Here is a 24,935-nt window from a genome sequence, read left to right on the forward strand (position 1 = left end):
CTAACGGTTTACCAAAATAGAATCAAGCTGTTCGCCCGGCCCAGGCGCTTCGAACAGACGCTCGGCAAAGTCGAGCATGGCCGGCGTTGTTTCGAAGCTGTAGGTTTGCCCCTGTTCACGATTACGCTTCGTCACGCGCTCGCGGCGTGTTTCGAAGTCGACGTCGAGGATGTGAAGGCGGCTTTCCAGTCCCAGCTGCGCAGCGCGCTGACGCGCTTTTTCGCGGCGCGCAAGGCGTATGAAGCCAAAATCGAGAATAACGTTCACCTGGGCCGGGGTCATTTGCTCAACCACCTGCCATATCTGGTCCTCACAACGATCGACGCGCTCGGCGAACCAAGCGAAGTCGATGCCAGTCATATCTGTTGCGTCGGGCACGTCGCCACCGAACAGGCGCCGCATCCAATCGTCCATCGAAAAGACGATAGCGTTCTCCCGACGCGCAAGTTCAAGCGCATAGGTCGTCTTCCCTGCGCCCACCGGCCCACAGATCATATGTATAGTAGTTGTCAAACAGCTCTCCTGCTCACTTGTCTTTGCGCTCTGATTTTCATTGCGAAAATCCTCTACACGAGCGACAATCTTAATTACATTAAGATTCCTTTTTGGGAAGCCCGGATGCAAAAAAAATCGAGCTACCACCATGGCGACCTGCGCAGTGCGCTTCTGAAAACGGCGCGTGAGCTGTTGGAAGAATGTGGCGCGTCAGCGCTGGCCCTGACCGAAGTCGCGAAGCGAAACGGCGTGTCGCCGCCGGCGGTCTACCATCATTTTTCCAGCCGGGAAGCCCTTGCCGCATCTCTGGCCAGGCAAGGGTTCGACGAGCTTGATCAACGCATGAAGGCGGTCGCCGCGCAAGTCGGCGGCGGTCTCGCCGACTATGCCGTGGCCTACGTCGCTTTCGCGCGTGAGCATCCAGCCCTGTACCGTCTCATGTTCGGCGAAGGCTTTGCGGGAGGCTCAGATGAGGGAGAAGCGGTCCGCGCCTTTCGCCGCCCCGCCTATGACGGGCTGAAAGCGAGTCTGATCGCCGTGGTGCCGATCAATGATGTACCTTATGTGGCACTGTTTCTCTGGGCCTTGACCCACGGGCTCGCACTGCTCATGATCGACGGCCAACTCGAAATACAGGAAAGCGACGCCCACATTGTCAATCGCGTGCTCAGTGTTGCCAGGCTCGGTATGGCTGCGATAATGCGGCCGGGGTAGGCCACGCGTCCGGGTCTTCAAGACGAGTGTTGTCGCACGGTTCCAGAGCGGTCGGTTCGCATTCCTAAATCTCGCCGTCACTCCGTTACGGTCCCTCGGTCTCGTCGACGCCGCCCTCTCTATGATAGAGCAGGGAAGACCGCAGACCAGACGGCAAATCGGTCTCGGCGACTAGTCGTAGCAGTCGTAGCGGCTTTCAGAAGACCATCGCTCAGAAATTGCGGTGGACGAACGCGAGTATTTTATAGAATTCAGAGAGTTGCGCGGGCTCTGCGCGTTTTTCCGCTCTTTGATGCCAAATCTGCGCGTTTTTCGGCGGCTTAACCGCACCTAGCGGTTCCGCCCAAACTAGCGCGCTTGGCAAGCTGAATTCCCTCAGTATGTTACGGCGCGTGCCTTAACCGGCCCGCACAGCAAGGGCTTCTGAATCGCTGCCGCCCGGGTGTCGTTCGCCGTCCAGCGCCGGTCCGGCTCGCGAGACAAAAAAGCCGCCGTTTTCCAGCGGCTTTTTGCGCCTTCAGGCGAGGCTCCGCGCCAAAGTCAGGGGCGTATATAGGTTATGCTTCCGCCCGCGGTCGCGCCTGACGCGTCCTTCACCGTGTAAGCCACGACCACAGTCTTGCCGGCGTCGATGTTGAACGTGTACGGCGCGGACGGCGTGACGACAGAAAGCGCCTGGCCTTCAGCCGCTTTGCACAATCCCAAAATGTAGGGTTCCGTCACGGTAACGCTGACGGCCGCGGCGTTGGCCGGTATCTCCGTCAGATTATTCGTTTCGTCGGAACAGGTCAGGGTCGATTTTTCCTCGGGAGCAGGGGCTTGCGGACCGGCGACGGGCGCCTTGTCGTCAGGACCAGATGTTTGAGGCGCCGCGTAACCCGTTGCGGGCGCGGTGAATATTATAGCCGCAAAAACTAGTGACGTTTTCCACAGGCGTTCCATTGTGTTCTCCTTATCATGGGCAGTTACGGTCAATCATATATTGAATTGTTCCCTTAACAAGGCGAATTCGACTTTTAGTTGATCGCTTTCGCCGAGTGAAGCGGGCGCAATTTTCCATGTCAAAAATGCTACAAAGGTTGTAATTCACAATGTAAGGAAAGGTTTCATTTTTTACATAAAATAATTTTATCACCTGTCAAAATAGAAGGTTGACTCGGCGCGCGCTTTGCGGGTACCCCTTAAGCACAAAAACTACTTAAGGGGGTAACGATGGACAAGGGTGGAACTGGCCCGGACACCGTGATTGAGGATGGCCTGGAGGGGGTGGACCTGCTGGGACAAGAGGTCCCGTTTCCGCTGGTTCTGGGCGGGAAAAGCATGATGGAGCTTGCGGCTCTCACAATTGCCATCGCTGATGATACAGCGTCCTAGACGCGTAGTCTTGCGTTGCGGAGAGACTGGCTGCGTGAACGCTGCCGCGGCAGGTTTGCCCGTCTCGACCAGTAGAGTTTCCTGACGGCTTCAACAGATTTCAGACCGGATCGGCAGGGCAGGGATTGCCCGTGCGGCGCAAGGCTTGCGTTTCGCTCCGAATTTGCCTGAGACCATGAACTCGCCTGCTATGTTAAGCGGATCGACTCTTCGCGGCTTGCCCCGAAGGGATACGAATAGTAGTATTTATTTTCTATTGGGATGAAGGGGGGCGTTTCATCGTGCGGGCAACCACAAAACTGAGTTTGGTTTTGGCCGGACTGGCGTTCGCCGTTGCTGCGCCGGCGTCCGCGTTCGCGCAGGATCAGGCCCAGCCCGCCCAGCCGCAGGATAAAACCGATACGGCCAAGACGCCGCCTCAGAAAGAAGAAGCGCCCGGCACGGACGGCGGCTCCACGGTCACGGTTACCGGAAAGAAGAACGGCAACAAGATCGATCGCCAGGTCTACGATGTCGGTAAGGACCCTTCCAATCAGAACGCCTCGGTCGCGGACACGTTGAAAAAGGTGCCCGGGGTCGATGTCGACAGCAATGGCGACGTTACCCTCAGGGGCAAGCACGTCCTTATCTACGTAAACGGCCGTCCCTCCCAGCTGCTGTCGGGGGATAATCGCGGCCTGGCGCTCAAGGCCATGCCGTCCAAGGTCATTTCGAAGATAGAGGTAATCTCCAATCCCGGCGCGCAATACGGTTCGGAAGGCTCGGGCGGCATTATCAACCTGGTCACCAATGTCGCGCTTCCTCCGGGACATTTCGGAAATGAATCCCTCAAGGTGGACTCTGCCGGCGGCTACCAGCCGGGCATATTCGAGGCTGTTACGACGGACAAGCTGACCCTGATGGGATTTTTCGGGTTTAACCGGAGCGAAATCGCCAACCGCAGTTCCCAGGCTCTGGAACAGTTCGACACCAACGGCCAGCCCGCCTCGTTCAACCTGTCCAATGTAGCGATCAGCGGCCATGCCATTACGCCGATCATGTTCAGCAGCATGGAATATAAATTGGGCAAGGACGATGTGCTGAACGGCCAGGCGACCTTGTACAAGGGCGATTTTTCATCGTCCTTGACGGGGGGCGCCGTCTCCAGCAGCCCCACCATGACGCCGACCTCGGACATGGACATGGGGGGCGGGGTCGGCAGCCGGTTCGAAAACGAAAGCCTGAGCCTTTCGTGGATGCATTACGGCAAGCGGCCGGACGAAACCCTCAAGGTCAGTGCGGACCTGTCGAACAACGTCAATATCAACGACGCGCTGAACGACCTGTATTTCAGGACGTCGGGCACGCCGGGGCTTGCGGGGACGACGCAGCGGACGAGCTCGAACGGAACCTCGAAGGCCAAAAAGGCCGTCCTGAGCGTCGATCTGAATACGCCGGTCGGCGACGACCAGCTGTCGTCGGGCTTGCAGATGACCCACGACGACAACGAGCAGGCCAGTTCCATGTTCGGTCCCGGCGCGCCGGGAAGCGTCCTGAGCCTCAACCCGAACCTCAGCCAGCTTTTCCGGTGGCGGCAGACCCTGTATGCGGCCTACGTCACCTATCAGAAGGAAATCGGCGACAAGTGGACGATATTGGGCGGACTTCGGTCCGAAACCCTGGTCCTGAACACGCACCAGGTCATTTCCGGTGAGACCAACAGGATCAACTATACGAAAATAACGCCCAGCGTTTTTGCGACCTATGTCCTGTCGTCCGACGAAAAGCTCCGCTTCAACTACTCGCAACGGCTGGAGCGGCCGGCGCCGTACGACCTGGGCTCGAGGCTGGTCTACCAGGATCTGAACAACGTCTTCAAGGGCAATGCCTCGCTCAAGCCCCAGATAACGAACGGGTTTGAGCTTTCGGACGAGTACGCCAGGGGGAACCTGACGCGCTCGGTCCGGCTGTTCGTCAAGCAGGATACGCAGCTCATCTCCACGACCAACAGCATCATCGCGGACCCCCAGAACCTCGGCAATGTCGTCGTGCAGACGACCCGGGTCAACCAGGGCATGGCCAATACGGCCGGCGTCGACGTCTATTTCAGCAATACCGTTTCCCCGGCCCTGAAAATGGACGCGGATATTATCGCGTCGAAGTCTGTAATGCGGACCCTGTCGTGGCCCGGGGGGCGCTCGATCCAGTCCCTGGGCGGCAAGATAGGGGTAAACTACACCGCGAAGAACAAGGACCAGCTGAGGGTCGATCTGGCCCTGACGGGAAAGGCCATGACGCCGCAAGGCTATACCGGCTCCCATGCCGCCGCCGGCTTCCAGTTCACGCACAATATCAATTCCCAGGTCCAGATAGCGTTCGGTGGATCTGACCTTTTCCGGACCGACCGGAAGAAGACCGTCGTGCAAACGCCGCTTGTGTATTCCGATAGCGAAGCGGTTGAACGTGCGCCGGTATACTATGTCACAATAACGCGTAACTTTTTCTCGTTCCCTCAGCCAAAGCATTAGCGGGGCCGAGGGGCCGCCAGTTTACAGGCTATCTCAGTAATTCGTCAGACGGCCGGCGCCTGAGGTGTTTCCGGCAGAGCGGTAAGCTGTGCGTTTTTGCGGATTCGTATTCCCGTATAAGTATAATATTGTTTCATATTAAACTTATAAGGGTTTTGTCGGCAGCCATTTTACGGCCGGGCTGCGGGCATCAAACAGGCCGATAGCAAACTAGGAGAAACCCATGAGGGATCTGTCTTTGGAAGAAATCGAACAAGTCAGCGGCGGCACCTGCCACACGACGTGCACCGCGACTGTCACCTGCACCTATACCTTCGGCGGTGAAACGTCGTGCACGGCGACCGTGACCTGCTCGGTCACCTGCTAAGCGCACCCCGTGCCGGCCTTCCAGCGGGAGGCCGGCACGGTTCCGCAAGGGCGAAGCCCGCCGGCTGAACCGGCTTTATCGGGGGAATGGATGTGTCTGGCGTGGACGGCGACCCAAACAAGAGCATGGTGAAATATACGGGCCTGTTCCGCAAGGAAGCCCTCGATGCCCGTTTCGAGCACCGGTACGGCCGGCCGTTCGAAGCCATGCCGTCGTCATGGAGCGTCATATCGCTCTTCCTGGCCCTTGTTGTCGTTTCGGCCGTCATCTCGTCCTTTTTCCTCCCGCATACGCAGGCAATATCGGTCTACGGCGAGCTGAAGCCGGCAGCCGGGGAGGCGGGGCCGGGCGCCGTCCTGATGGCCAGCCTGTACCTGCCGCCGCGCGCCGCCGCCGCCCTGAAGGCCGGCCAGTCCGTGGTGCTAAATTACGACGCCTTTCCGTACCCGTATTACGGCAACGGCGAAGGGACGGTCGTGTCCGTGGCCGACGTCCCGGCAAGGCCGGCCCGCCTGCAACCCGATTTGCGGCTGAGCGCGCCGCTTTACGTCGCCCTTGTGAAGTTGAAGGCGCAGTCCGTGTCTTCGCCCGGCAAACCCGGCCAGTTGAAGGCCGGCCAGTTGAAGGCGGGCCAACTGAAGGCTGGAATGACACTGCGGGCCGCCGTCGTTCTCGACCGGAGAAGCGTCGCGTCCTGGCTTCTCGATCCGTTTTACCAGATGTCCGCGAACTGAGCGTCGCGATTCAGAAGAAGGTGCTTACAATGCAAGCTGCCAATACCGTCCTGCCGGTCCCGTCGCGGGACCTGGACACTATCACCGGCGTGGTCGTCTTCTCGCTGATGGAATGCGAGCCGTGCGAAGTCCTGAGCGACGTCCTGGCCCGCGAGGAATTCAGGACCACAGCCATCACCATATTCGAACTGAACCCCCTGGTGCGGGAAGATCGCGCCTTCATCCGCGCCAACGCCATCACGGCGTTTCCCACCCTGGTGAAATTCGAAAACGGCGCCGAGGTGAAGCGGCTTGTCGGGGTCAATCCGCTCGATCCGCCGGAGCTGATCGTGGACTACGTCATGAAATACCTCATCCAGTGACCCGGCACGGCGTCCGGAATGCGCGTCCTTATTTGAGATCATGACCATGGGCTGGGATATTCTGAAGCTGAAGCCGTCGCCGAAGCTGCCCCTGATACGGCAGACGGAGGCGGCGGAATGCGCGCTGGCCTGCGTGGCGATGGTCGCCGGGTATTACGGCTACGAGACCGACCTTGCGACCTTGCGGCAAAGGTTCGCCCTGTCGCTCAAGGGCGCGACGCTGAAAAACCTGATCGGCATGGCCAATGCGATCCACCTGGGCAGCCGGCCCGTCAAGTGCGACCTGGAAGACCTGAAGAAGTTGCGGCTTCCGGCCGTCCTGCATTGGGGGATGAACCACTTCGTCGTCCTGTCGAAACTCAGGGGCGGCAAGCTTTATATTTTCGATCCGTCCGGCGGAAGCCTGTGGGTGGATGCCGCCAGTGCTTCGAAATACTACACCGGGATCGCCGTGGAGATGGCGCCGTCGGAAGGGTTTACGCCGCGCAAGGAAACGAAGAGGCTGACGATCTCATCGTTGCTGGCCTTTTCCGCCGATGTCAGGAAGGCGCTCGGCCAGGCCCTGCTGATTTCCATCGTGGTGGAATGCTTTGCCATCGCCACGCCGTTCTACATGCAGATACTGATCGACCAGGTCGTCATCGCCGACAATTACAGCCTGCTGAAGACCGTGACGATCGCCTTCGCCTTCATCCTCCTGTTCGACACCGTGTCGAAGACGGTGCGGGGATTCATCCTGCAATATATTTCGAGCATACTGTCCTATGAGATGAAGGCGCGCATCTTCCATCATCTCATACGCCTGCCGCTGGAATGGTTTCACAAGCGGCAGGTCGGCGACATACAGAACCGCTACAATTCGATCCTGCCGATACGGGAGTTCATTTCCAACAAGGCGCTGGAAATACTGATGGACGGCGTCCTCAGCGTCGGCCTGCTGGGCATCATGATCTACTATTCGCCGGGACTGACGCTCATCTCGGTCGTCGCCGTCGGGCTTTACGTCGCGGCGCGGCTGGTAATGTACCGGGCGACGCGCGTCGTCGCCATGGACCGGCTGATGTCGGACGCCGGCGAGCAGACGAAATTGCTCGAAACCCTGCGTGCCATCCAGACCATCAAATCCGCCAGTGCCGAACCCAATCGCGAAAGCCTCCAGCGCAACGTCATCGTCAATTCGATCAACAACACGGTCCGCTTCGGCACCATACTGATCACCTATACCAGCATAAGCGGCTTCATTACCGGCGCGGCGGACCTGCTGGTCGCCTATATCGGGGTGACGCAGATCATGTCGTCGGCCATGACGGTCGGCATGCTGATGGCCTTCATGGCCTACAAGACGCAGTTCACAGGCCGGGGCTCGAAAATGGTCGAACAGCTGCTGGACTGGCGGCTGCTGGAAGTGCACCTGGAACGCATCTCGGACATCGCGCTGAGCCCGGTCGAGGATGGCATCGACGAACCCGATACCGGCGAAGTCCTGCAGGGCGGCATCGCCTGCCGCGACCTGGCCTTCCGCTATGCGCCGGCCGAACCCGACGCGCTGACGGACATCAACCTCAGCATCGAACCCGGCGAATTCGTCGCGGTCGTCGGCCCGTCCGGCTGCGGCAAGTCGACGCTGCTGAAACTGCTGACGGGGCTCTATACCGCGACGTCCGGCCATATCTATCTCGACGGCAAACCGATCCGGGAGTGGAGCCCCAGCGGCTATCGCCGGCAGATCGCCTATATCTCGCAGGACGACCAGCTGCTTTCGGGGACGATCGCCGAAAACATTTCCGGCTTCGGCGAAAACGTCGATGAAAGCCTGGTCGCCGAATGCGCCTACCTGGCCAACATCCACGACGAAATAAACCAGATGCCGATGGGGTATGAAAGCCTGGTCGGCGACATGGGGTCGGTGCTGTCCGGCGGACAGAAGCAGCGCGTCCTGATCGCGCGCGCCCTTTATGCGCGGCCGAAGATCCTGATCATGGACGAAGGCACGGCGCACCTCGACGCCAAGAACGAACAGGCCATCAATACCGCCCTGTCGCGGCTGAAGATCACCCGGATCATCGTCGCCCACCGCCAGGAAACCATCGCGGCCGCGGACCGGACCATCCGTCTGCTGGCCACCAAATCCGCCAATACCCTCATAGGAACGGTGTCTTAGCCATGGCGTACGACGTCCAGGATAATTCCGTAAATGCGTACCAGCAGGCGCTGGCGTGCGATCTGGGGTCCGTCACCCAGATCCTTTTCGATACGGAAAGGCGGGCGTTTCGCATCTACGCCCTGGCGGCGCAGATTTGGCCGGCCATCCGGCTGCGCCAGATACAGATCATCCTCAACGAGCGGGGCGTGCCCGTGGGGTACGCCGTATGGGCGTTCCTGACGCAGAAGACGGCCCAGGCCATGGTCCTGAGAGACAATTTCCTGCCGCACCTGAGCGAGTGGAACGAAGGCGACCAGCTCTGGCTCATCGATGTCGTCGCGCCCTACGGCCATCTGAAGGCGCTGGTGAAGACCCTGCGAAACCAGACGTTTTCCAGGTTTTCGCACGTCAATGCCGTGAAACGCCACAAGGACGGCCGCGTCAAGGCGGTCGTCAGGCTGGCCGTTCGCGGCTGCTGACAGAGCGCATTTGCATAAAATCACAGGATTGGGCGGGAACCGAAAATGCACGACCAGCTTGCTTCACCGATTTCACGAGACGCCGGCGTCGCGGCCGAAGTATTTTTTCCGGAGCCGGACACCGGGACCGGGATATTGCGCCGGCTCGACGCAGGGCTCGAGGCCGGCTCGCCACAGGCGCTCGGCCCCAATATGTGCGTGGCCTTTTCCGTCCGCCGGTTGCCGGCATCGACCCTGGCGTGGATCAACACCCGGTGGTTCCTGGAAAACGGCGTCGATGTCCTCGACGCCGGGGTCCTGGACGCGCTGACCCGCGACCTCCTTGAGCGGTACGGTGTGTGCGCCGACGACGGCCAGGGGGGCAGCCAACTGTTCGCCGACCGCTACGGCGGCACGGGCGGCGCCTTTCACGGCGGCAGCGGCCGGTGCGGCATCCTGGGCGGATTCAACGCCAAGGGCATCGGACGGACGCCGCTGGTTTCGCCGAATGTCGACAAGACGCATTCGACCGGCGTCATGACGCTGAACGAGGCGATCAAGGAGGTCATCGATTCCGAGGTCGCCGCCGCCGAGCTTCCGACCGGCGCCGTCCCCATCCTGGCGGTCATCGAGACCGGCGAATACACGCAAACGGACGCCGGGCCCGAAAGATGCGCCATCGTCGTGCGTCCGAACTTCATCCGGCCCGCCCACTTCGAGCGCAGTATCTTCTTCGGGGACTCAGGCACGCCCGCGTCCGCGCAATTCATCGACGCCCTCAGGGTCTGCGACGCGACCCGGGCGATCTCGGCGCGGCGTCCCGACGTCTATCCCATCGAGGACATGGCCGGGCGCGTGGCGACGCAGGTCGGAGCGGCCTGGGCCTTGCGGCTCTTCCAGGGGCAGTTCCTGACATCGAACGTGACGGTCGACGGCGCCATGGTCGATTTCGGCGCGTTCCGTTCGGTCCCGAGCTGGCGGCGCATTCACGGGATGCTGGGGGAGTGCTTCGGAAACGAAGGCAACCAGATCGCCGGTGCGCTCGATTCCCTCTATTTCTACTTCTCGAAATACGTGCCGGCACGCCAGGACGCCGCCGCGCTCAAGGATATCTACGCCAATGTCCTGAAGGCCGCCGACAGGACCTTCCAGGCCGTCGCCCTGCGCGCGCTCGGCGTCGATCCCGCTGAAAACGCCGGCTTCGCCAAGGCGTTCCCGGAGCTGATATCGGCCTATTTCCGCGCCCAGCAGACCACGGTCCTGCCTTTCCAGGACCGTGGCGAGACGCGCGCCGTCTGGATCTACGACACGCTCGCGCCCGGCACCGTGGACGTCGAGCGGCTGCCTGCCCGGGAACGGGACGTCACCCGCCAGCTGGCGTCGCTGCTGCAGGCCGCGCGGTCTTCCGGGACGGTTTCTCTGTCCAGGGCCGCCAACTTCTTTTCGTCGCGGCCGTGGCTGACCTATACGATTTCGACGTCGTCGATCCGAACCCTGATCCGGAAGCTGCCGGACGACCTCGGGGTACGGGCCGAAAAGATAGCGCGCTTCGTCAACCGCCATGTCAGTTGCAGCCGCCGGTACTGGCCGCTGGCGCCGGGCCGTTTCGACATCCACGGCCAGGTCTCCGACCTCGCGTCGTCCGCCCTGTACGGCTTCGACCGCGTCGAAGGCAGGCCGCGCGTGTGGCTGGAAGGCACGCGGACCGGCGGCGGCCTGTACCTGTTCGGCCGGGTGGTGCCGCGCGATGTGCTCGCGGATAGCCTGGTGACGGATGGCGGCCGGGGCGGGATATTCGCAGACGCCGCGGGGCTGGCACCGGACCTGGTCCTGCCGCCGCCCGCCTATGCCTATCCGGCCTGGCACCGCGCCCCGGAAGCGGTGTGAATGAAAAAGGCTGAAATCATCCTGTGCACCATGGGGACGCGCGGCGACGTGCTGCCGTTCCTGGCGCTGTCGGCGGAACTTAACCGGCGCGGCTACGACACGACCCTCCTGGCCAACGACAACTGGGAAGGGCTGGCGCGGCAGGCCGGCGTGCGCTTCGAGGCGATCGCGCCCACGGACGCGTCGCAGAGCGGACGCGACGACAAGGCCTTTTTCGTGCAGTCCACCCTGCCGGCGTTCCGGAAATCCTACGACGTCGTCGCCGGACGCGCCGCGCAAAATCCGAACCTGTTGCTGGTCTACCGCTCCAACATGCTGGGGATGGAAAGCGCCGCCGAGAAATACGGCCTGGCGCACGTCAAGGTCGCCCTCCAGCCGTCGTCGATCCGGTCGGTGATGCGTCCGCCCTGGCCGATGGCGCGCCTGGCGCAGGGGCCGCTAAGCGGGCGGCCGGGCCGCGTCTTCATCGCCTGGGTCTACCGCTTCATGGAGTGGCGGCGCGGCTATTACAGGCTGCGCAACGCCTTCCGCGCGTCACTCGGCCTGCCGCCGCACAGGATCGGCAGAATGGGCGCGCAGACCGAGGACCTGACCCTGGTCCTGGCGCCGCACTGGTTCGCCATGCCGGCCGAGGACTGGCCGCGCAACAGCCACTGCACCGGCTTCCTGTTTCACGAGGACAAGGTCGAGGACCCCGCCATCGCCAGCTTCATCGCGCGGCACGGCGCGCCCCTTGTCTTTACGCCGGGAACGGGCGTCAGCGACGTCGCCGGATTCTTCGCCAAGGCGGTCGAGGTCTGCAAGGCGTCGGCGCTGCCGGGTATATTCCTCAGCGCCCAGCCTTTCGACGCCTCGCACGCCCCGGTGCCCATCCTGAAAGCCGATTTCGCCGACCTGGCCACGCTGCTGGCCCGGGCCAGGCTTATCGTCCATCACGGCGGCATCGGCACGACCGCGCAGGCGCTCAGGGCCGGCATTCCGCAGATCATCGTGCCGGACCGCTTCGACCAGCCGGACAACGCCATGCGTGTCGCCAGGCTGGGCCTGGGCGCGGCCGTGCTCAGGGACGACAAGCCGCCCGGCCTCTGGGCGGACCTGATCCGCCTGCTGACCAGCGACGCGGGCGTCGCGCGGCGATTGAAAAAGGTGGCGTCGGCCGTGACGGGGGAAAACGCCGTCGAGAAGGGCTGCGACCTGATCGAGAGTGTTTTGAGGGTTTGACCGGCATGTTCGACACGGACACCATCGTAGGGCGCCACGGCGGCCTGGGAACCGCCGGCGGCCGGATCGTCGACCGCCACGGCCAGCCCTTCGTGCTGAGCGGCATGTCGCTCTTCTGGAGCCAGTGGATGCCGCAATTCTACTGCGCCGGAACCGTGCGGTGGCTGCGTGAGGACTGGGGCTGCAACGCCGTGCGCGCCGCCCTGGCCGTCAATTTCGGCGGCTACCGCCAGGACCCCGAGGCGGAGTGGCGCAAGGTAACCGCCGTCGTCGACGCCGCGATCGCCGAAGGCATCTATGTCCTGGTCGACTGGCACGTCCACGAAATGGAAATCATCAGCGCCGCCACCTTCTTTGACCGGTTGTCGCGCGCCTATGGCGACGTTCCGAACCTGATCTACGAAATCTGGAACGAGCCCTATCCGCGCTACGGGTGGAGCGCGCACATCAAGCCCTATTGCGCCGAAATCATCCCGATCATCCGCGCCAACGCGCCGCGCAGCCTGATCGTCGCCGGCACGCCGACCTACAGCCAGCGTCCCGACCTGGCCGCCGGCGATCCGCTCGGTTTCGACAATGTCGCTTACGCCGTGCACTTCTACGCTGCCTCGCACCGGGGCGCTTTCAGGGACTATTGCACGGCCGCGCTGGACCGCCGCCTGCCGCTGCTGGCCAGCGAATACGGCACGTGCGAATCGAACGGCGACGGCCGGTTCGACCCCGTGGAAACCGAAGCGTGGTGGCGCTTCCTGCGGCGCCACCATATCGGCCATTTCAACTGGTCCGTCGCCGACAAGCTGGAAACCGCCGCCGCCCTCCTGCCCGGGGCGTCGCCGGACGGACACTGGCCCGCCCAGACGCTGACGCCCTCGGGGCGGCTTGTGCGGGCCTACCTCCGTTCACTGGCCGGCCAGGGCGCCCTCGACATAGCGGACAGCCGCGCACAGGTCGGCGGGCAATGAGTCCGTCAGGGGAATGCCGACGCCCAGGCCCAGGGCCTGGACGCGGCGGGCATTGTCGGGCTGATCCCACATCAGCGGAACCACGATCTGCGCGATCCGCGCCCGGATGGCCTGGGCGACCGTGCCGATCCCGCCATTGTGCACGACCATCCGGCACCGCGGCAGCAGCCAGGCGTGGTCGGCCGACGGCCGGACCATCAGGCGGCCGTTCGCGGGACCGGACGCGGCGAACGGGCTCAGCAGCAGGACAGGCAAGCCGAGGTCGCGGACCATCCGTTCGGCGGCCCGCTGAAACGGCGCGGTATCCTGCATCCCGCTGCCCAGCGACACGACGGCCGGGCGGTGTTCGGCGACAAAGGCTGCCAGGTCCGGCGGCGGCGCATAATCCTCGTCGTCCAGGTACAGGAAGTCCTCGCACCGTCCGCTGTGCGGCCAGCCGCTTTGCGGCCGCCCGAACCATTCGGGAAACAGGCAGGTCGTGTCCCGCCAGTCTTCCGCGATACGGCTGCCGCGCGCCAGTTCGGGCAGGCCCGCGGCCCGGCGAAAGGCGTTCAGATGGCTAAGCTCGCGCGGCGACACGGGATGCCCGTCCTGGCGTATGGCGCAGGGTTGCAGGGCGATCCTGGCAAAGGCCAGGCCAAACCGCTCGGCGGCGAACTGCGCGCCCCAATGGCCCGTCCGGGCGACGATACGCGGCCGGGCCCCGCCATCGGCCGCCGACGCGATGCGGTCGAAGGCCGACCTGTAGCCCGGCAGGATGACCTGTTCGAAAAAGGCGGCTTCGTCCCTGCCGGCCTGCGGCCAGTCCGGCGCGGATACGGCTTCGAAGGCGACGCCGTGCCGGCGGGCCAGGGCTTCGTGATCGGCGTTGCTCAGCAGCGTGACGTCCTGGCCGGCGTGCGTCATGCGCCTGGCCAGCGCGATGAACGGCGCGGCGTCGCCCCGGGTGCCCGTGGTGATCAGGAAGGTTTTGTGCGGCTGACCGGTCATCTGCGCCCCGTTTTGCAGGCCATATTGACCTATGCGGTACCACATGAAAAGCTGCATCTTAGGGTAGACGGGCCACAGGCCGTGAAAAAAGGCTCCGGCAAGGAGGCAGGGCTATCGCATATGGAATTTGCCGGATTCGTTTTTTATTCTTCCTCTCCCCTTTTAAGGGGAGAGGGTAGGGTGAGGGGTGAACCGGCAGCAGATACGCGCGCGAAAGATGCCGGATTTACCCCTCATCCGACCCTTCGGGCCACCTTCTCCTCTATTCAAGGGGAGAAGGAAAAAGCAATGCGTCACCCAAGAATGCCATACGCGATAGCCCTGGGCAAGGAGGAGGGGGAATGACCATGACAAGAATGGTCCTGATGTCGTCGTGCGACGAAGGCTATTTTCCGCTGGCCAAGGGGCTGTTCCTGTCCCTGCTCGAAGCGCCGGAGGCTTTAGGGCCAGAAGAGGAGGGACCAGATATCCGCCTGGCCTTCCTCGACATCGGCTGCGCGCCGTCGTCGCTCGACTGGCTGCGCGATCGCGGCATCGAGGTCGTTGCGGGGACCAACGACACGATGGGAGCGCTCAGTTCGCCGCACCTGGGATATCACCGCGCCCAGACCTGCCGGGCCTTCCTGCCCGACCTGTTTCCGGACGCCGACATCCTGGGCTGGATCGACTGCGACACCTGGTTCCAGGACGCCGGCATCCTCAGGACCCTGATGGCCGAAGCGCTCAAGGCCCGCGACAGCATTCTCGTCAGCCCCGAGGTCCATTACACCTACACCAAGATCAACGACCAGGTGCGCGTCACGCACAAGGAGGTCCACGGCTATTACGAGGCCCTCTACGGCACGGAGCTGGCGGACAGGCTGCACGTCATGCCGTGCGTGAACAGCGGCTTCTTTGTCATGCACCGCACCAATGCGCTTTGGGAGGCGTGGAAGGCCGAGCTCCGGACCATCTACGGCCGCGATTTCGAAAAGCACGGCCAGGTGGCGCGGCATTTCGGCGAGCAGACCTCGCTGAACATGCTGATCAGGACGGGGCACAAGGCCGTCTATTTCGACCCGATGTATAACTATCTGTGCCTGTGGAACCCGCCGTTCCGCGACGCGGACGGCGTCGTGCGCGTGTCGTATCCGCCGTTCAGTCCGGTGGGAATGCTGCACCTGGCGGGGGGCTGGCGGTATTTCGGCCGGACCTATGCCGAACGCGGCCTGTTGTACCGGACGGGCGACTATCTCGAGGACCGCGAGAAGCTGGCCCTGCTCAAGGCCTTCGGCGCCGCCGGGGCCGGAAGGCACTAAGCGGGCGGAAGCAACCGGCGCGCCATGCCTCGACATGGCGCGCCGGCCGTGTGCGTTTTACTTAAGCTGCACCACCACCATGCTCCATGCGGGCAGGGTGATGCTGGGCGTCGTGGTGGTCACGCCCACCGACGCCGTCACGGGGCCCGTCCACACATTGCTGGCCGAGTCGTCGTACTGCTTCTTGCCATAGGTGATGGTGGTCACGGTGAACGAAGCCGCCGTGGCGCCCGTCATCTGGACGTTGAAGGTCACCGGGTTGGACTGGTCGAGATTGAACAGCATCAGGGCGTAGCCCGACCCTTGCGTCGCCGCATAGGCGCGGACATTGGGCAGGGACGACGGCACCGTGACCGGCAGCATGTGGTTGCCGGCGACCGCGAACTGCGCCGCCAGCGTCATGGCGTTGCCGCTGGGCATCAGGGTCCCCAGCGGGATGGCGGGCGCGCCGACGCAGCCATAGGGGTTCGGCCAGGTATCGGCCAGCTGGCCGTACGAACCGAAAGTCTGATAGCCGTACAGGGTGGCCGAATTGTTGCCGCCGGTCGAACAGCCCGCGCCGATCGACTGCCACAGGGTCGCCATCGGCACGCCATTGTTCAGCACTTCGCCGATCGCCATGCCGGTATACAGGCCGTTGACGATCGACACGGACTGCTTGCCCGGATTGGAGCTGACCGAATTGTATTCGCCGAGGAAGATCGGCGTATTGGGCTTGCCGGCCGCGACCAGCTCGGCCTTCACCGTATTGATCATGTCGGTCAGGTTGGTCACGCCCTTGCCCAGCAGGAAGCTGTCGCTCTCATTGCCGGGGTTCTGGGCATAGTAGTGCAGCTCGACGAAGTCATAGGACCCGGTCGCCAGGACCTTGGTGTCCCATGCCGCCACGCCCTGGACGACGGCGCCGACCTGGGCGGTCGCGTCCTGGGCCTTGATCAGGTTGTAATAGCCGCCGGCGCCCGAAATCGCCGCCGCATAGGTCGTCGGGTCGTTTTTGGCGGCGTGCAGGTCGTATTCCCAGCTGCCGTAGTTTTCGTTGCCGACCGTCCAGTGCACGCCCGTCAGGCCCAGCGTCTTGGCGTGCGCCACCCAGGCCGCTGCCTCGGCGGGATCGCCGCCGCCGGTGCAGGCGGCATTGGAGCCATAGTTCAGCGTCACCGCCAGGTCGTAGCCGCCCGGCTGGATCACGGTGGTGACGAAATTGTCGAAGGTGGTGTTGGGCGCGACATAGCCGCCGGCGCATTCCGTATTGGTCTGCCAGTGATAGGTGTCCGACGCCGACCCGCCCGGCCAGCGGATCAGCTTGACGCCCAGCGACTTGACCGCGGCGACCGAGCCGGTGGTCGTGAAGTCGTACCAGTTCGTCATGTTGCTGCCGATCTGGTCGGCGCTGATCGTGGCGCCCGTGCCCGCCGTGTCGACGCTGATCTGCGCCGTGGCCGACGAGGACGAAGACGACGAAGAGGACGAGGACGACGACGAAGAAGACGAAGAGGATGACGACGAGGTCGAGCCGCCGCTGAAGCCGCCGCCACTGCCGCCGCCACCGCCGCCGCAGCTGGCCAGAACCACGCACAGCGCGGTCGCTGCCGGGACGACCGCCGGCAAACGCTTGATCCATTGACGCATAGTGTTCACTCCCAATGCCATTTATTATATTTGTTTTATTTAAATGTCAGACTTGAAGCGGGATTGCAAGAGGGGGAGGTGTTGGGGGGGAGAGGTTACGGTATGCGGACCTGGTCTGACTCCGCATAGCCGGGGAGGCGGGTGCTGAAGGAGGCGCCCCCTGATGCCGACAAACACTCTCGAAGCCGCCCAGGACGTCCTGAGCGCGATCATTACCGACGGCGGCCGCTTTGCCGCCCTGTCCTTCCTGAAGCCGCACCACTTCACCGAGCCGCTGCACCGGCGGATTTTCGAAATCTCCGCCGACATGGCCGCGCGCGGCGAGCCTGTCAGCTTCGGCATCATCCGCAGCGCGCTGCAGGGCGACAAGGCCCTGGCCGACATGGACCGCGCCGCAGGCGGCGACTACCTGAAAAGCCTGTGGAACAGTGGCTGCAGCCCGCAATATGCCGAGGAAATGGCCCGGCTGCTGGCCGACGACTGGATGCGGGCGCAGATCCTCCAGGCCGCGCACGATGTCACGCTTTATGCCTGTGGCGCAGTCCCCCATCCCGCCCTGGACGTCCTGGATTTCTGGCGCAAACGCATGGACGGGCTGGCGTGCGATATCCCGGCGTCCGGCCGTGTCATCCGGCCGATAACCGAGATCGCGGATGAGGTGATAGCCGAGCTGACAGAGATGCTGACCACGGGCCGTTCGCCGGGGCGGCGCTGCGGCCTGTACTGCGTCGACAACCGCATGGGCGGCATGATGCCGGGTGAACTGGTCGTGCTGGCCGGGCGTCCGTCCATGGGGAAGACCGGGCTGGCGCGCGCCATCGCCCATGGTTTCGCCGTCCATAACCCGGACATGCAGGCGGCCTTCTTCGGGCTGGAAATGGGCGCGAAGGAGATCGGCTATCGGGCGCTGTCGGCCGTCACGCGCGACCTCGGCCACGGTGTCGAATACCGTGAGATGGTCGAAGGCCCGCTGCATCCCGACGACCGGGCGGCGGTCGATCGCGCCCGCGCGCGGCTGCCCGGCAACCTGATGCTGATCGACAGCCCCGGCCTTGGGCTTGACGATCTGTGCCGCCGGGTGTGGGACCTGAAACGCAAGGGGCCGCTGGGGCTGGTCGTCATCGACTACCTGCAGCTGATGCGCCGGCCGGATATCAGGGGCCGCAACGAGGCCAGCCTGATCGGCGACATCACCCAAGGGCTGAAGCGGCTGGCACGGCAGGCGGACTGCACCATCCTGCTGCTGTCGCAGCTGTCGCGCCAGGTCGAAAGCCGGGAGGACAAGCGGCCCCAGCTGTCGGACCTGCGTGAGTCCGGCCATATCGAACAGGACGCCGACTTCGTGCTGTTCGCCTATCGTGAGGCCTATTACCGCGAACGCAGCCGTCCGCGTAATGCCGGCGCCGACTATGACCTGCACACCTCGCTGATCGACCGCCGCATGGAGGTGATCATGGCCAAGGCGCGGCGCGCCCAGATCGGCACCGACCTGCACGCCTACTATGCCGAATACGACCATATTTCGGATTGGAGCGCATGAGCGGACGGCTTCTCGACTGGGCGGCGCGCATCGAATACGGGACGGCCTTCGACAAGGCCGTCCTGCTGGTGTTGGCCGAAGCCGCCAACGGCGAGACCGGCCGGACCTGGATTGGCCAGGACACGATCGCGGCACGGGCGCGGATGTCGGTGCGAAAGGTCGGGTACGTGCTGGCGGCATTGGAAAAGGCCGGACTGATCGCGCGAAAGAAGCGCTTTCTCGACAGCGGCAATCGCACCTCCGACCTGATTACGGTGCGACCAACCGCACGCTGTGCGGATGGACCACCTGCACGCCACGACATCGACCAACTGCACGGCGTGCAGGGTAACCCCAAGGAGAACCCTATGTTTATTATTACCTCTACAAAGGGGAAGGGCTATCCGGAAAGCTTCGAAATCGCATGGAAGGCCTATCCCCATTTCAGAGGGAGATCGGACAAGGCGAAGTCCTATACGGCCTATGCAAGGCTTGGCGGGGAAGAGCAGATGTCTCTGTCCAGGGCCATCGACGCCTTCCGCACGACACCGACGGTCAGCAACGAAGGCGGCCGCTACGTCAAGGCGTTCGAACGCTGGATAGGCAGCGGCCAATGGCGGGATTTCGTACCGGCGGCAACCGTTCCCACGCAGCCCGAAGCCATAGACTGGGCCTTCCGGATGGCCATCTTCAGAAAACAAGGCACATGGCTATCCGCCTGGGGCGAAAAGCCGGGGAGGCGCGGGTGTCAGGTGCCTGGGGAGATGTTGGAAGAGGGGGGATTCATCGAAGCCGATTGGCTTGCAGTAAATGCCAAAGTCTGAGGAAGGTCCTGATTATTGATCGGGACCTGCCTTATCCGATTTGCCGGGGGGCATTCCTATTCCGGCCTATTTCCGGCCTATTCCGGCCTATTCCGGAAAGGTCACCGTGAACCCGAACGTCGCGGTTTCGCCCGGCGGCAGAAGGGTGGTGGACGGGCGGGCCTCAAGAGCATCGCCATCGCCATGCCGCGCCGCCATGCCGTGCCACGGCTCGATGCAGATATAGGGTGCGCCGGGCTTCTGCCACAGGGCCAGGTTCGGCAGGTTGTCGAACGCGAAATGCAGTTCCGGCCCGCCTTCCGCCGCATAGGTCAGGCCTGCGCCCGCCCCTTCGGGGAAGATCATGGCGTCGGCCTGGAACTGTGATGCGTCGAGCGTCAGCCGCCCGGCCTTGAACGGCGAGGGCAGGGGCGTGGGCTCGATCAGACCGTCCCGGATGCGCAGCATGGCCGGCTCGGCACCGTTATCCAGCGTCATCGTGTGCGGCTTGCCCTCCGCGCCCGGCAGCGGCCACAGGAAGGCCGGATGAAAGCCGAATCCGAACGGCATGGGGCGGGTGTCGCGGTTCTCGACCGCCGCTGTCACCTTCAACGCCCGGCCCGACAGCGCATAGGTCAGGCTGAGGCGGAAGTCGAACGGATATACCGCCCGCGTCACGTCCGACGCCACAAGCTCATAGCGGCACAGGGCGTCGCCCGCCACGTCCAGCGTGAACGCGCTTTTGCGGGCAAAGCCGTGCTGGTTCATCGCATAGGTCCTGCCCTCGATGCTCACCCAGTCGTCGGGCGCCTTGCCGACGATGGGGAACAGGATGGGGGCGCGCCCGGTCCACCACGCCTCGTCGCCGTCCCACAGCCACGCCCGCCCGTCGCGCGTCGTGATGGCCTGCAGTTCGGCGCCCAGGGCCGAGACCTCGGCGCTCAGATGGCCATTGGTGATACGGGTGACGGTCATGGAGGCTCCTTCGGGCGGTGGCGAGCCTATCCCTTGGCATGCCCGGCATAAAAAGTCCGCTGGCTTTTTGCGGTCATCCCTGTCCGGGCGAAAGCTCGAAAATGATCGATATGCGCAATAATGATCGCTTTCGGCTGGGAAATGCCCTAGGCTGCGGGAAACAATGTCGCGGGTGGACCATGAAACGCAGCTCCCTTCTCCTTCTTTCCGGTCTTCTGGCGGCCCTTCCGGCCGTCATGGCCGCGTCTGCCTGGGCCCAGGACGATGCGCGGCCGGTCATCGACGCCTCGACCCTGCCGGTCGAGCATCCCGCCGATCCGAAGCTGCCGACGCTTTATCTTGTCGGGGATTCGACCCTGCGGCCGGGGGCGTCGACCGACGGCAAGGTCGGCTGGGCCGAGCGTATCCAGCCCTATTTCGACCCGCGCAAGGTCAATGTCGTCGACGTCGCCATCGCCGGGCGCAGCGCGCGCACCTATTTCACCGAAGGGCGCTGGCAGAAGGTCGTTGACGCGCTCAAGCCGGGCGACATCGTCATCATCCAGTTCGGGCATAATGACGGCGCCGCCATCGGCGATCCGGCGGGCAAGCATCGCGGCGACGGCAAGGGTATCGGCGACGAAACGGTCGACGACACCATGCCCGACGGCTCGGTCGAAAAGGTCCATACCTTCGGCTGGTACATGGCGGATTTCGTCGTCACGGGCCAGGCCAGGGGCGCGACGGTCGTCCTGGCCTCGCCCATCCCGCACAAGCAGCGCTGGCAGACGGACCGCGATTTCGCCAACATCGCCGAATGGGACGCGGCGGTGGCCAGGGCGCACAACGCGCCCTTTTTCGACCTGACCCTGATCGTCACGGCGGCGTACAAAAAGCTCGATCCCGCGACCGTCGAGACCTTCTTCGCCGACAAGGGCACGCATACGACGGACGCCGGCGCGCAGCTGAATGCGCGCTGCGTGGTGGCCGGGCTGAAGGGATTGCCCAGGGACCCGCTGGCGGGCCTGTACTCGGACAAGGCGGCGGAGATCGAAGCAGCAAAGTGAGCGGACTTACCGCTCCGGCAGTCCCGCTTCGCCGGCCAGGCGGTAGATGCGTTTGGCGGCGGTCAGGAAGGCCGGGCTTTCGTTCTTCACCGGCAGGCCCATATTGGCGACCGTCGTGCCGGGGCGCAGCGCCAGCGCCTTGGCGATGGCGGCATGGGCTTCCGCCGTGCGGCCCAGCCCCTCAAGGGCGCAGGCCTGCATGATGTAGCTGCGGCCCGTGCCCGGCGTGATGGCGATCGAGGCGTCGATCCACGGCAAGGCCTCGGCGTCGCGGCCCATCAGGATATAGGTCATGCCCAGGTCCAGCTTCCACACCCAGCGCGACACTTCAGGCGTGCCATCGGCGTCGGCCTGTTTGAACGACGCCACCGCGTCGTCGAACCGCCCCAGTTGCAGCTGGTCCATGCCGATATGGGTGCGCGACGCGCCGTCCCACGGATTGTAGCTGAGCGCCTTCGCGCAGGCCACCAGGCCGCCGGCGAAGTCGTTGGTCGATTCCAGCAGGCGGCAATAGGCCGACAGGGCCGGCGCGCTGGCCGGGCGGACGCGCAGGGCGTGTTCCAGCACCCCGCGCGCATTGGCCACCGCCGTGTCGCGCTCGGCCGGGGCGTACCAGTTCATCTGCACGCCGCGCAGCTGCAGCCCGGCCAGGCTGACGGCCAGGTCGACATTGTCGTGGTCGTTGCCCAGCGCCGTCTTCAGCATGCCCTCGGCCATGGCGAAGCGGTCGCGCGACGTCTGGGTGATGGCGGCCGTCGCCTGTTCGATGACCGCGCGCGTATCGCTGGCCGGGGCGACGGCGTCGCTATTGAGCAGGGCGTTCAGCTTTTCGGCCAGCGGGAAGCCGATGGCGGCGGCCATGCGGGTCTGCACCGCCGCAGGGTCGCCGCCGGCCTCGGCCTCGACCGGGGCGCTCCACACCACTTCGTGCGTCGCCCTGCGCGTCAGCCGGGCCTGTATGTCCCAGCCGCCGCTGCCCTTGAACAGGTCGGCGCTGACCACATAGTCGGCCTTTGGGGGATGCGAAGCGGGGGCCGCGACGACGCGGATATTGGCGATCTCGGCCAGCCCGTCGGTCAGGCGCGCCGTGGCGGCTTTCGCGGCGGCCACGGTCGCCGGATCGGTGTCGGCGGGATTGAGCGGCAGGACCGCGACGGTCGGCTTTTCCGGCTCGCCCAGGCCGTGCAGGGCGGCGGCAGCGGCGCCGGCAAGGCCGATGGCCGCCAACACCAGGACGGTCATGCCCACCGGACGGCGCCACCACGGCGCGACGGGCGGGGAAGGGGGCGTCACGGGCGGCTTTTCGGCCGCCGCCACGGGCGCCGCGCCGTCCTCCAGCACCTCCGCCGCGAACAGATAGCCCTTGCCCGACACCACGCGGATCAGCTCGCGCCGCTCGTCGCCCAGCGCGGTGCGGATTTCGCGGATGCACTGGAACAGGCTGTCGTCACCGACATGGACGTTCGGCCATACCGCGTCCATCAGCTCGGCCTTGGTGATGACGCGTCCCGGGTTGGCGGCGAACAGGCCGAGCATGGCCAGGGTCTTGGGCCGCAGCCGCAAAACCTCACCGGCCGGCGTGCGCAGCTCGGCGCGCGCCTCATCCAGCTCGAACCCCGCAAAGCGCCGCATCGTCCCCGAATCGCCCCCGAAAATGTCCCTGAAAATGTCGCTTGAATCGCCCCTGTCCGCCGGGCGTTTTCGCGGTTCTGATATCAGAAATGTCGCCGCGTACACAAACGAAACCGAAAATATCAGGAAAACTTCAGAAAACGGCGGCCCGCTTTCAGGACACGCCGATGCCCCGTCCGGTATTCTGACAACCTGTTCAAAAACCAAAACAAAATCATGGAATCGGGGCGTTGGCGATGATCAGGTATCGGGTTGCCGCCCTTCAATCGGGCGGCAGGGCGGCGTGGTGAAGATGATGTCCAACATGTGGCTGTTCTGGGCCGTGCTGTCGACGGTCCTGACGGCCTCGACCGTGGTTTTCGCCAAGATGGGCGTGGGCGGGGTCAACACCAGCCTCATGGGGGTAATGGGGACGGTTCTGATGGTGGTCAGCGTGGCGCTGATCGCCATCGCCGTGCTGCAATGGCGGACGCTTTCGGCCATCCCCTTGCGCAGCTGGGTGTGCTTCGGCCTGATGGCGCTCGCCGATGTCGGGGCGTGGATCTGCTATTTCCGGGCGCTGAAATTCGGCGATGCGGCGCGCGTCGCCTCGGTCGACAAGTTTTCCGTCGTGCTGGTCGCCATCATCTCGGTCACCGTGCTGGGCGAGAAGCTGAGCCCGCCCAACTGGCTGGGCATCGTGCTGATCGCGGGCGGCGTCGCCCTGGCGACCCTGAAATGAGCGGCGCGGCGCACATGCCCGATACGGTTCGCCCCGCCGCGGCGCGGGCCTTCACGCCCGCCGCGACGGAAGAGGACGATATCGCCTGTCTTCTGGCGCACCCGGCCTTCGACCAGGCCGCCCGCCACCTGGCGCAGGGCTTTTCGGTGCTGAAGGACATGGAGCCCCGCATCTCGTCCCTGTTCGGGGCGCAGCAGCGCTGGCTGCTGTGCCATGTCGCCATCGGCAAGTGCTTCGAATGCCCGCCCTCGGTCATCCCCAGCGTCAGCCGTCTCGACCTGATCAATGCCGGGGTCGCCCACGGCCTGGCCAGCCGCAACACCATCCGCGCCTTTATCCTCGAAGCCCTCTACTACGGCATCGTCCAGCCGGTCGAAGGCACGCCCACGTCGCGCAACCTGCGCATCGGGCCGACGTCCAAGGCCCTGTACCTGCTGACGGGCTGGTACCTGCTGCATCTCGGCGCGCTCGACCTGCTCGACAATGCCGGGCGCACCCTGGCCTTCGGCGCGGCCAGCGAGGCGGGACTGCGCGCCATGGCGCCCGCCATCGCCGACGGCTTCCTGGCCTCGAACGCCATCGCCAATCCCGCGCCGCCCTATGCCCAGTTCGCCTGGGTCGACGAGGGCGGCAATCTGATGGACCGGCTGATCGCGGGCATCGACGCCGGTGCCGACCCGCTGGCCGAGCGCACGCCGACCAATGTGGCGTCGATCTCGGCGCTCAGCGAGTCATTGTCCCTGTCGCGCACCCATGCCGGCCGCATGGTCGCGGCGGCCGAGGCGCAGGGCAGCCTGGGCTGGAGCGGCCGTCCCGGGCGCTCGGCCATCTGGCTGTCGCGCGCCTTCCGCCAGGCCTATGCCCGGGCCCAGGCCGCCAAGCTGGCGGTGGTGGCGCGGGCTTTCCGCAACCTTGAACCGGCGGGGGCCGGAGAAGCGGGCAGTGACCATTTTTGACACTTTGCGCATTGGCCCTGTTTCGTCCGGCACGATGTTGGTAATGAAACAAATCGCCGGAGCACAGGGTGATATTGGATATCGTGACTTTTCATTAAGTAATTTTCTTCCGTCGTTAAGTATTAATTAAGCATCTGTGCTC

23 protein-coding genes are annotated in these 24,935 nt (G+C 64.2%); 17 read left to right on the forward strand and 6 right to left on the reverse strand.

What is annotated here, in order from left to right; genetic code table 11:
- Entirely contained in the window at positions 1–645 is a 645-nt protein-coding gene (locus tag AB8717_RS05745) for an AAA family ATPase (RefSeq protein WP_443750077.1), read from the reverse strand.
- On the opposite strand from AB8717_RS05745, the gene AB8717_RS05750 reads away from it, so the two are divergent.
- Positions 619–1,209 (forward strand): TetR/AcrR family transcriptional regulator, encoded by a 591-nt coding sequence (locus AB8717_RS05750; RefSeq protein ID WP_443750078.1) that lies wholly within the window; start codon positions 619–621, stop codon positions 1,207–1,209. The two genes, AB8717_RS05745 and AB8717_RS05750, sit on opposite strands and share 27 nt — an antisense overlap.
- A gap of 540 nt (positions 1,210–1,749) precedes the next feature.
- On the opposite strand, the gene AB8717_RS05755 is transcribed toward AB8717_RS05750, so the two are convergent.
- Complete coding sequence (locus AB8717_RS05755) at positions 1,750–2,151, reverse strand: hypothetical protein (protein WP_443750079.1); 402 nt, start codon at positions 2,149–2,151, stop codon at positions 1,750–1,752.
- A gap of 713 nt (positions 2,152–2,864) precedes the next feature.
- Here AB8717_RS05755 and AB8717_RS05760 point away from each other — a divergent pair.
- The 9 genes from AB8717_RS05760 to AB8717_RS05800 all read left to right on the forward strand — a co-directional run bounded on the left by AB8717_RS05760 (position 2,865) and on the right by AB8717_RS05800 (position 13,224).
- On the forward strand, positions 2,865–5,090 hold the full coding sequence (locus tag AB8717_RS05760) for a TonB-dependent receptor (RefSeq protein ID WP_443750080.1): 2,226 nt from the start codon (positions 2,865–2,867) through the stop codon (positions 5,088–5,090).
- 223 nt (positions 5,091–5,313) lie between these two features.
- On the forward strand, positions 5,314–5,457 hold the full coding sequence (locus AB8717_RS05765; RefSeq protein WP_443750081.1) for a hypothetical protein: 144 nt from the start codon (positions 5,314–5,316) through the stop codon (positions 5,455–5,457).
- 101 nt (positions 5,458–5,558) lie between these two features.
- Positions 5,559–6,191: a hypothetical protein gene (locus AB8717_RS05770; protein ID WP_443750082.1), complete on the forward strand. Its 633-nt coding sequence runs from the start codon at positions 5,559–5,561 to the stop codon at positions 6,189–6,191.
- Between the two features lie 29 nt (positions 6,192–6,220).
- Positions 6,221–6,553: a thioredoxin family protein gene (locus tag AB8717_RS05775; protein WP_443750083.1), complete on the forward strand. Its 333-nt coding sequence runs from the start codon at positions 6,221–6,223 to the stop codon at positions 6,551–6,553.
- Between the two features lie 46 nt (positions 6,554–6,599).
- Entirely contained in the window at positions 6,600–8,714 is a 2,115-nt protein-coding gene (locus AB8717_RS05780; RefSeq protein ID WP_443750084.1) for a peptidase domain-containing ABC transporter, read from the forward strand.
- Between the two features lie 2 nt (positions 8,715–8,716).
- The gene (locus AB8717_RS05785; RefSeq protein ID WP_443750085.1) at positions 8,717–9,175 is read left to right on the forward strand and encodes a toxin-activating lysine-acyltransferase; all 459 of its coding nucleotides are present in this window, start codon (positions 8,717–8,719) and stop codon (positions 9,173–9,175) included.
- Between the two features lie 45 nt (positions 9,176–9,220).
- On the forward strand, positions 9,221–11,041 hold the full coding sequence (locus AB8717_RS05790; RefSeq protein ID WP_443750086.1) for a protein adenylyltransferase SelO family protein: 1,821 nt from the start codon (positions 9,221–9,223) through the stop codon (positions 11,039–11,041).
- Positions 11,042–12,262 (forward strand): glycosyltransferase, encoded by a 1,221-nt coding sequence (locus tag AB8717_RS05795; RefSeq protein WP_443750087.1) that lies wholly within the window; start codon positions 11,042–11,044, stop codon positions 12,260–12,262.
- 5 nt (positions 12,263–12,267) lie between these two features.
- Positions 12,268–13,224 (forward strand): glycoside hydrolase family 5 protein, encoded by a 957-nt coding sequence (locus AB8717_RS05800; protein WP_443750088.1) that lies wholly within the window; start codon positions 12,268–12,270, stop codon positions 13,222–13,224.
- Here AB8717_RS05800 and AB8717_RS05805 read toward each other — a convergent pair.
- Complete coding sequence (locus AB8717_RS05805; RefSeq protein ID WP_443750089.1) at positions 13,162–14,214, reverse strand: glycosyltransferase; 1,053 nt, start codon at positions 14,212–14,214, stop codon at positions 13,162–13,164. The two genes, AB8717_RS05800 and AB8717_RS05805, sit on opposite strands and share 63 nt — an antisense overlap.
- Here AB8717_RS05805 and AB8717_RS05810 point away from each other — a divergent pair.
- Both AB8717_RS05810 and AB8717_RS05815 read left to right on the forward strand, forming a co-directional pair.
- Complete coding sequence (locus AB8717_RS05810) at positions 14,197–14,559, forward strand: hypothetical protein (RefSeq protein ID WP_443750090.1); 363 nt, start codon at positions 14,197–14,199, stop codon at positions 14,557–14,559. The two genes, AB8717_RS05805 and AB8717_RS05810, sit on opposite strands and share 18 nt — an antisense overlap.
- Positions 14,556–15,512, forward strand: coding sequence for a hypothetical protein (locus AB8717_RS05815; protein WP_443750091.1), 957 nt, complete (start codon positions 14,556–14,558; stop codon positions 15,510–15,512). Before AB8717_RS05810 ends, AB8717_RS05815 begins: the two co-directional genes overlap by 4 nt.
- A gap of 57 nt (positions 15,513–15,569) precedes the next feature.
- Here the strand turns inward: AB8717_RS05815 and AB8717_RS05820 are convergent, their stop codons facing one another.
- Complete coding sequence (locus AB8717_RS05820) at positions 15,570–17,141, reverse strand: hypothetical protein (RefSeq protein WP_443750092.1); 1,572 nt, start codon at positions 17,139–17,141, stop codon at positions 15,570–15,572.
- Between the two features lie 163 nt (positions 17,142–17,304).
- Here AB8717_RS05820 and AB8717_RS05825 point away from each other — a divergent pair, with 163 nt between their 5' ends.
- Both AB8717_RS05825 and AB8717_RS05830 read left to right on the forward strand, forming a co-directional pair.
- The gene (locus AB8717_RS05825) at positions 17,305–18,681 is read left to right on the forward strand and encodes a replicative DNA helicase (RefSeq protein ID WP_443750093.1); all 1,377 of its coding nucleotides are present in this window, start codon (positions 17,305–17,307) and stop codon (positions 18,679–18,681) included.
- Positions 18,678–19,484, forward strand: a complete 807-nt coding sequence (locus tag AB8717_RS05830) for a helix-turn-helix domain-containing protein (RefSeq protein WP_443750094.1) — start codon at positions 18,678–18,680, stop codon at positions 19,482–19,484. The genes AB8717_RS05825 and AB8717_RS05830 overlap by 4 nt, the downstream gene beginning before the upstream one ends.
- An 87-nt stretch (positions 19,485–19,571) precedes the next feature.
- Here the strand turns inward: AB8717_RS05830 and AB8717_RS05835 are convergent, their stop codons facing one another.
- Complete coding sequence (locus AB8717_RS05835) at positions 19,572–20,438, reverse strand: aldose 1-epimerase family protein (RefSeq protein ID WP_443750095.1); 867 nt, start codon at positions 20,436–20,438, stop codon at positions 19,572–19,574.
- A 179-nt stretch (positions 20,439–20,617) separates the two neighbouring features.
- Here AB8717_RS05835 and AB8717_RS05840 point away from each other — a divergent pair, with 179 nt between their 5' ends.
- Positions 20,618–21,484 (forward strand): GDSL-type esterase/lipase family protein, encoded by an 867-nt coding sequence (locus tag AB8717_RS05840; protein WP_443750096.1) that lies wholly within the window; start codon positions 20,618–20,620, stop codon positions 21,482–21,484.
- Positions 21,485–21,490: 6 nt separating this feature from the next.
- Here the strand turns inward: AB8717_RS05840 and AB8717_RS05845 are convergent, their stop codons facing one another.
- A complete protein-coding gene (locus tag AB8717_RS05845) occupies positions 21,491–23,116 on the reverse strand; it encodes a winged helix-turn-helix domain-containing protein (protein ID WP_443750097.1) in 1,626 nt (541 codons plus the stop codon).
- Positions 23,117–23,408: 292 nt separating this feature from the next.
- Between AB8717_RS05845 and AB8717_RS05850 the strand changes: the two genes are divergently transcribed.
- Together AB8717_RS05850 and AB8717_RS05855 are read left to right on the forward strand one after the other, a co-directional pair.
- Complete coding sequence (locus AB8717_RS05850) at positions 23,409–23,837, forward strand: EamA family transporter (RefSeq protein ID WP_443750858.1); 429 nt, start codon at positions 23,409–23,411, stop codon at positions 23,835–23,837.
- A 14-nt stretch (positions 23,838–23,851) separates the two neighbouring features.
- Positions 23,852–24,793 (forward strand): hypothetical protein, encoded by a 942-nt coding sequence (locus tag AB8717_RS05855; protein WP_443750098.1) that lies wholly within the window; start codon positions 23,852–23,854, stop codon positions 24,791–24,793.
- Positions 24,794–24,935: the final 142 nt, after the last annotated feature.

Source organism: Asticcacaulis solisilvae (assembly GCF_052327315.1).
GTDB classification, from domain to species: Bacteria; Pseudomonadota; Alphaproteobacteria; order Caulobacterales; family Caulobacteraceae; genus Asticcacaulis; species Asticcacaulis solisilvae_B.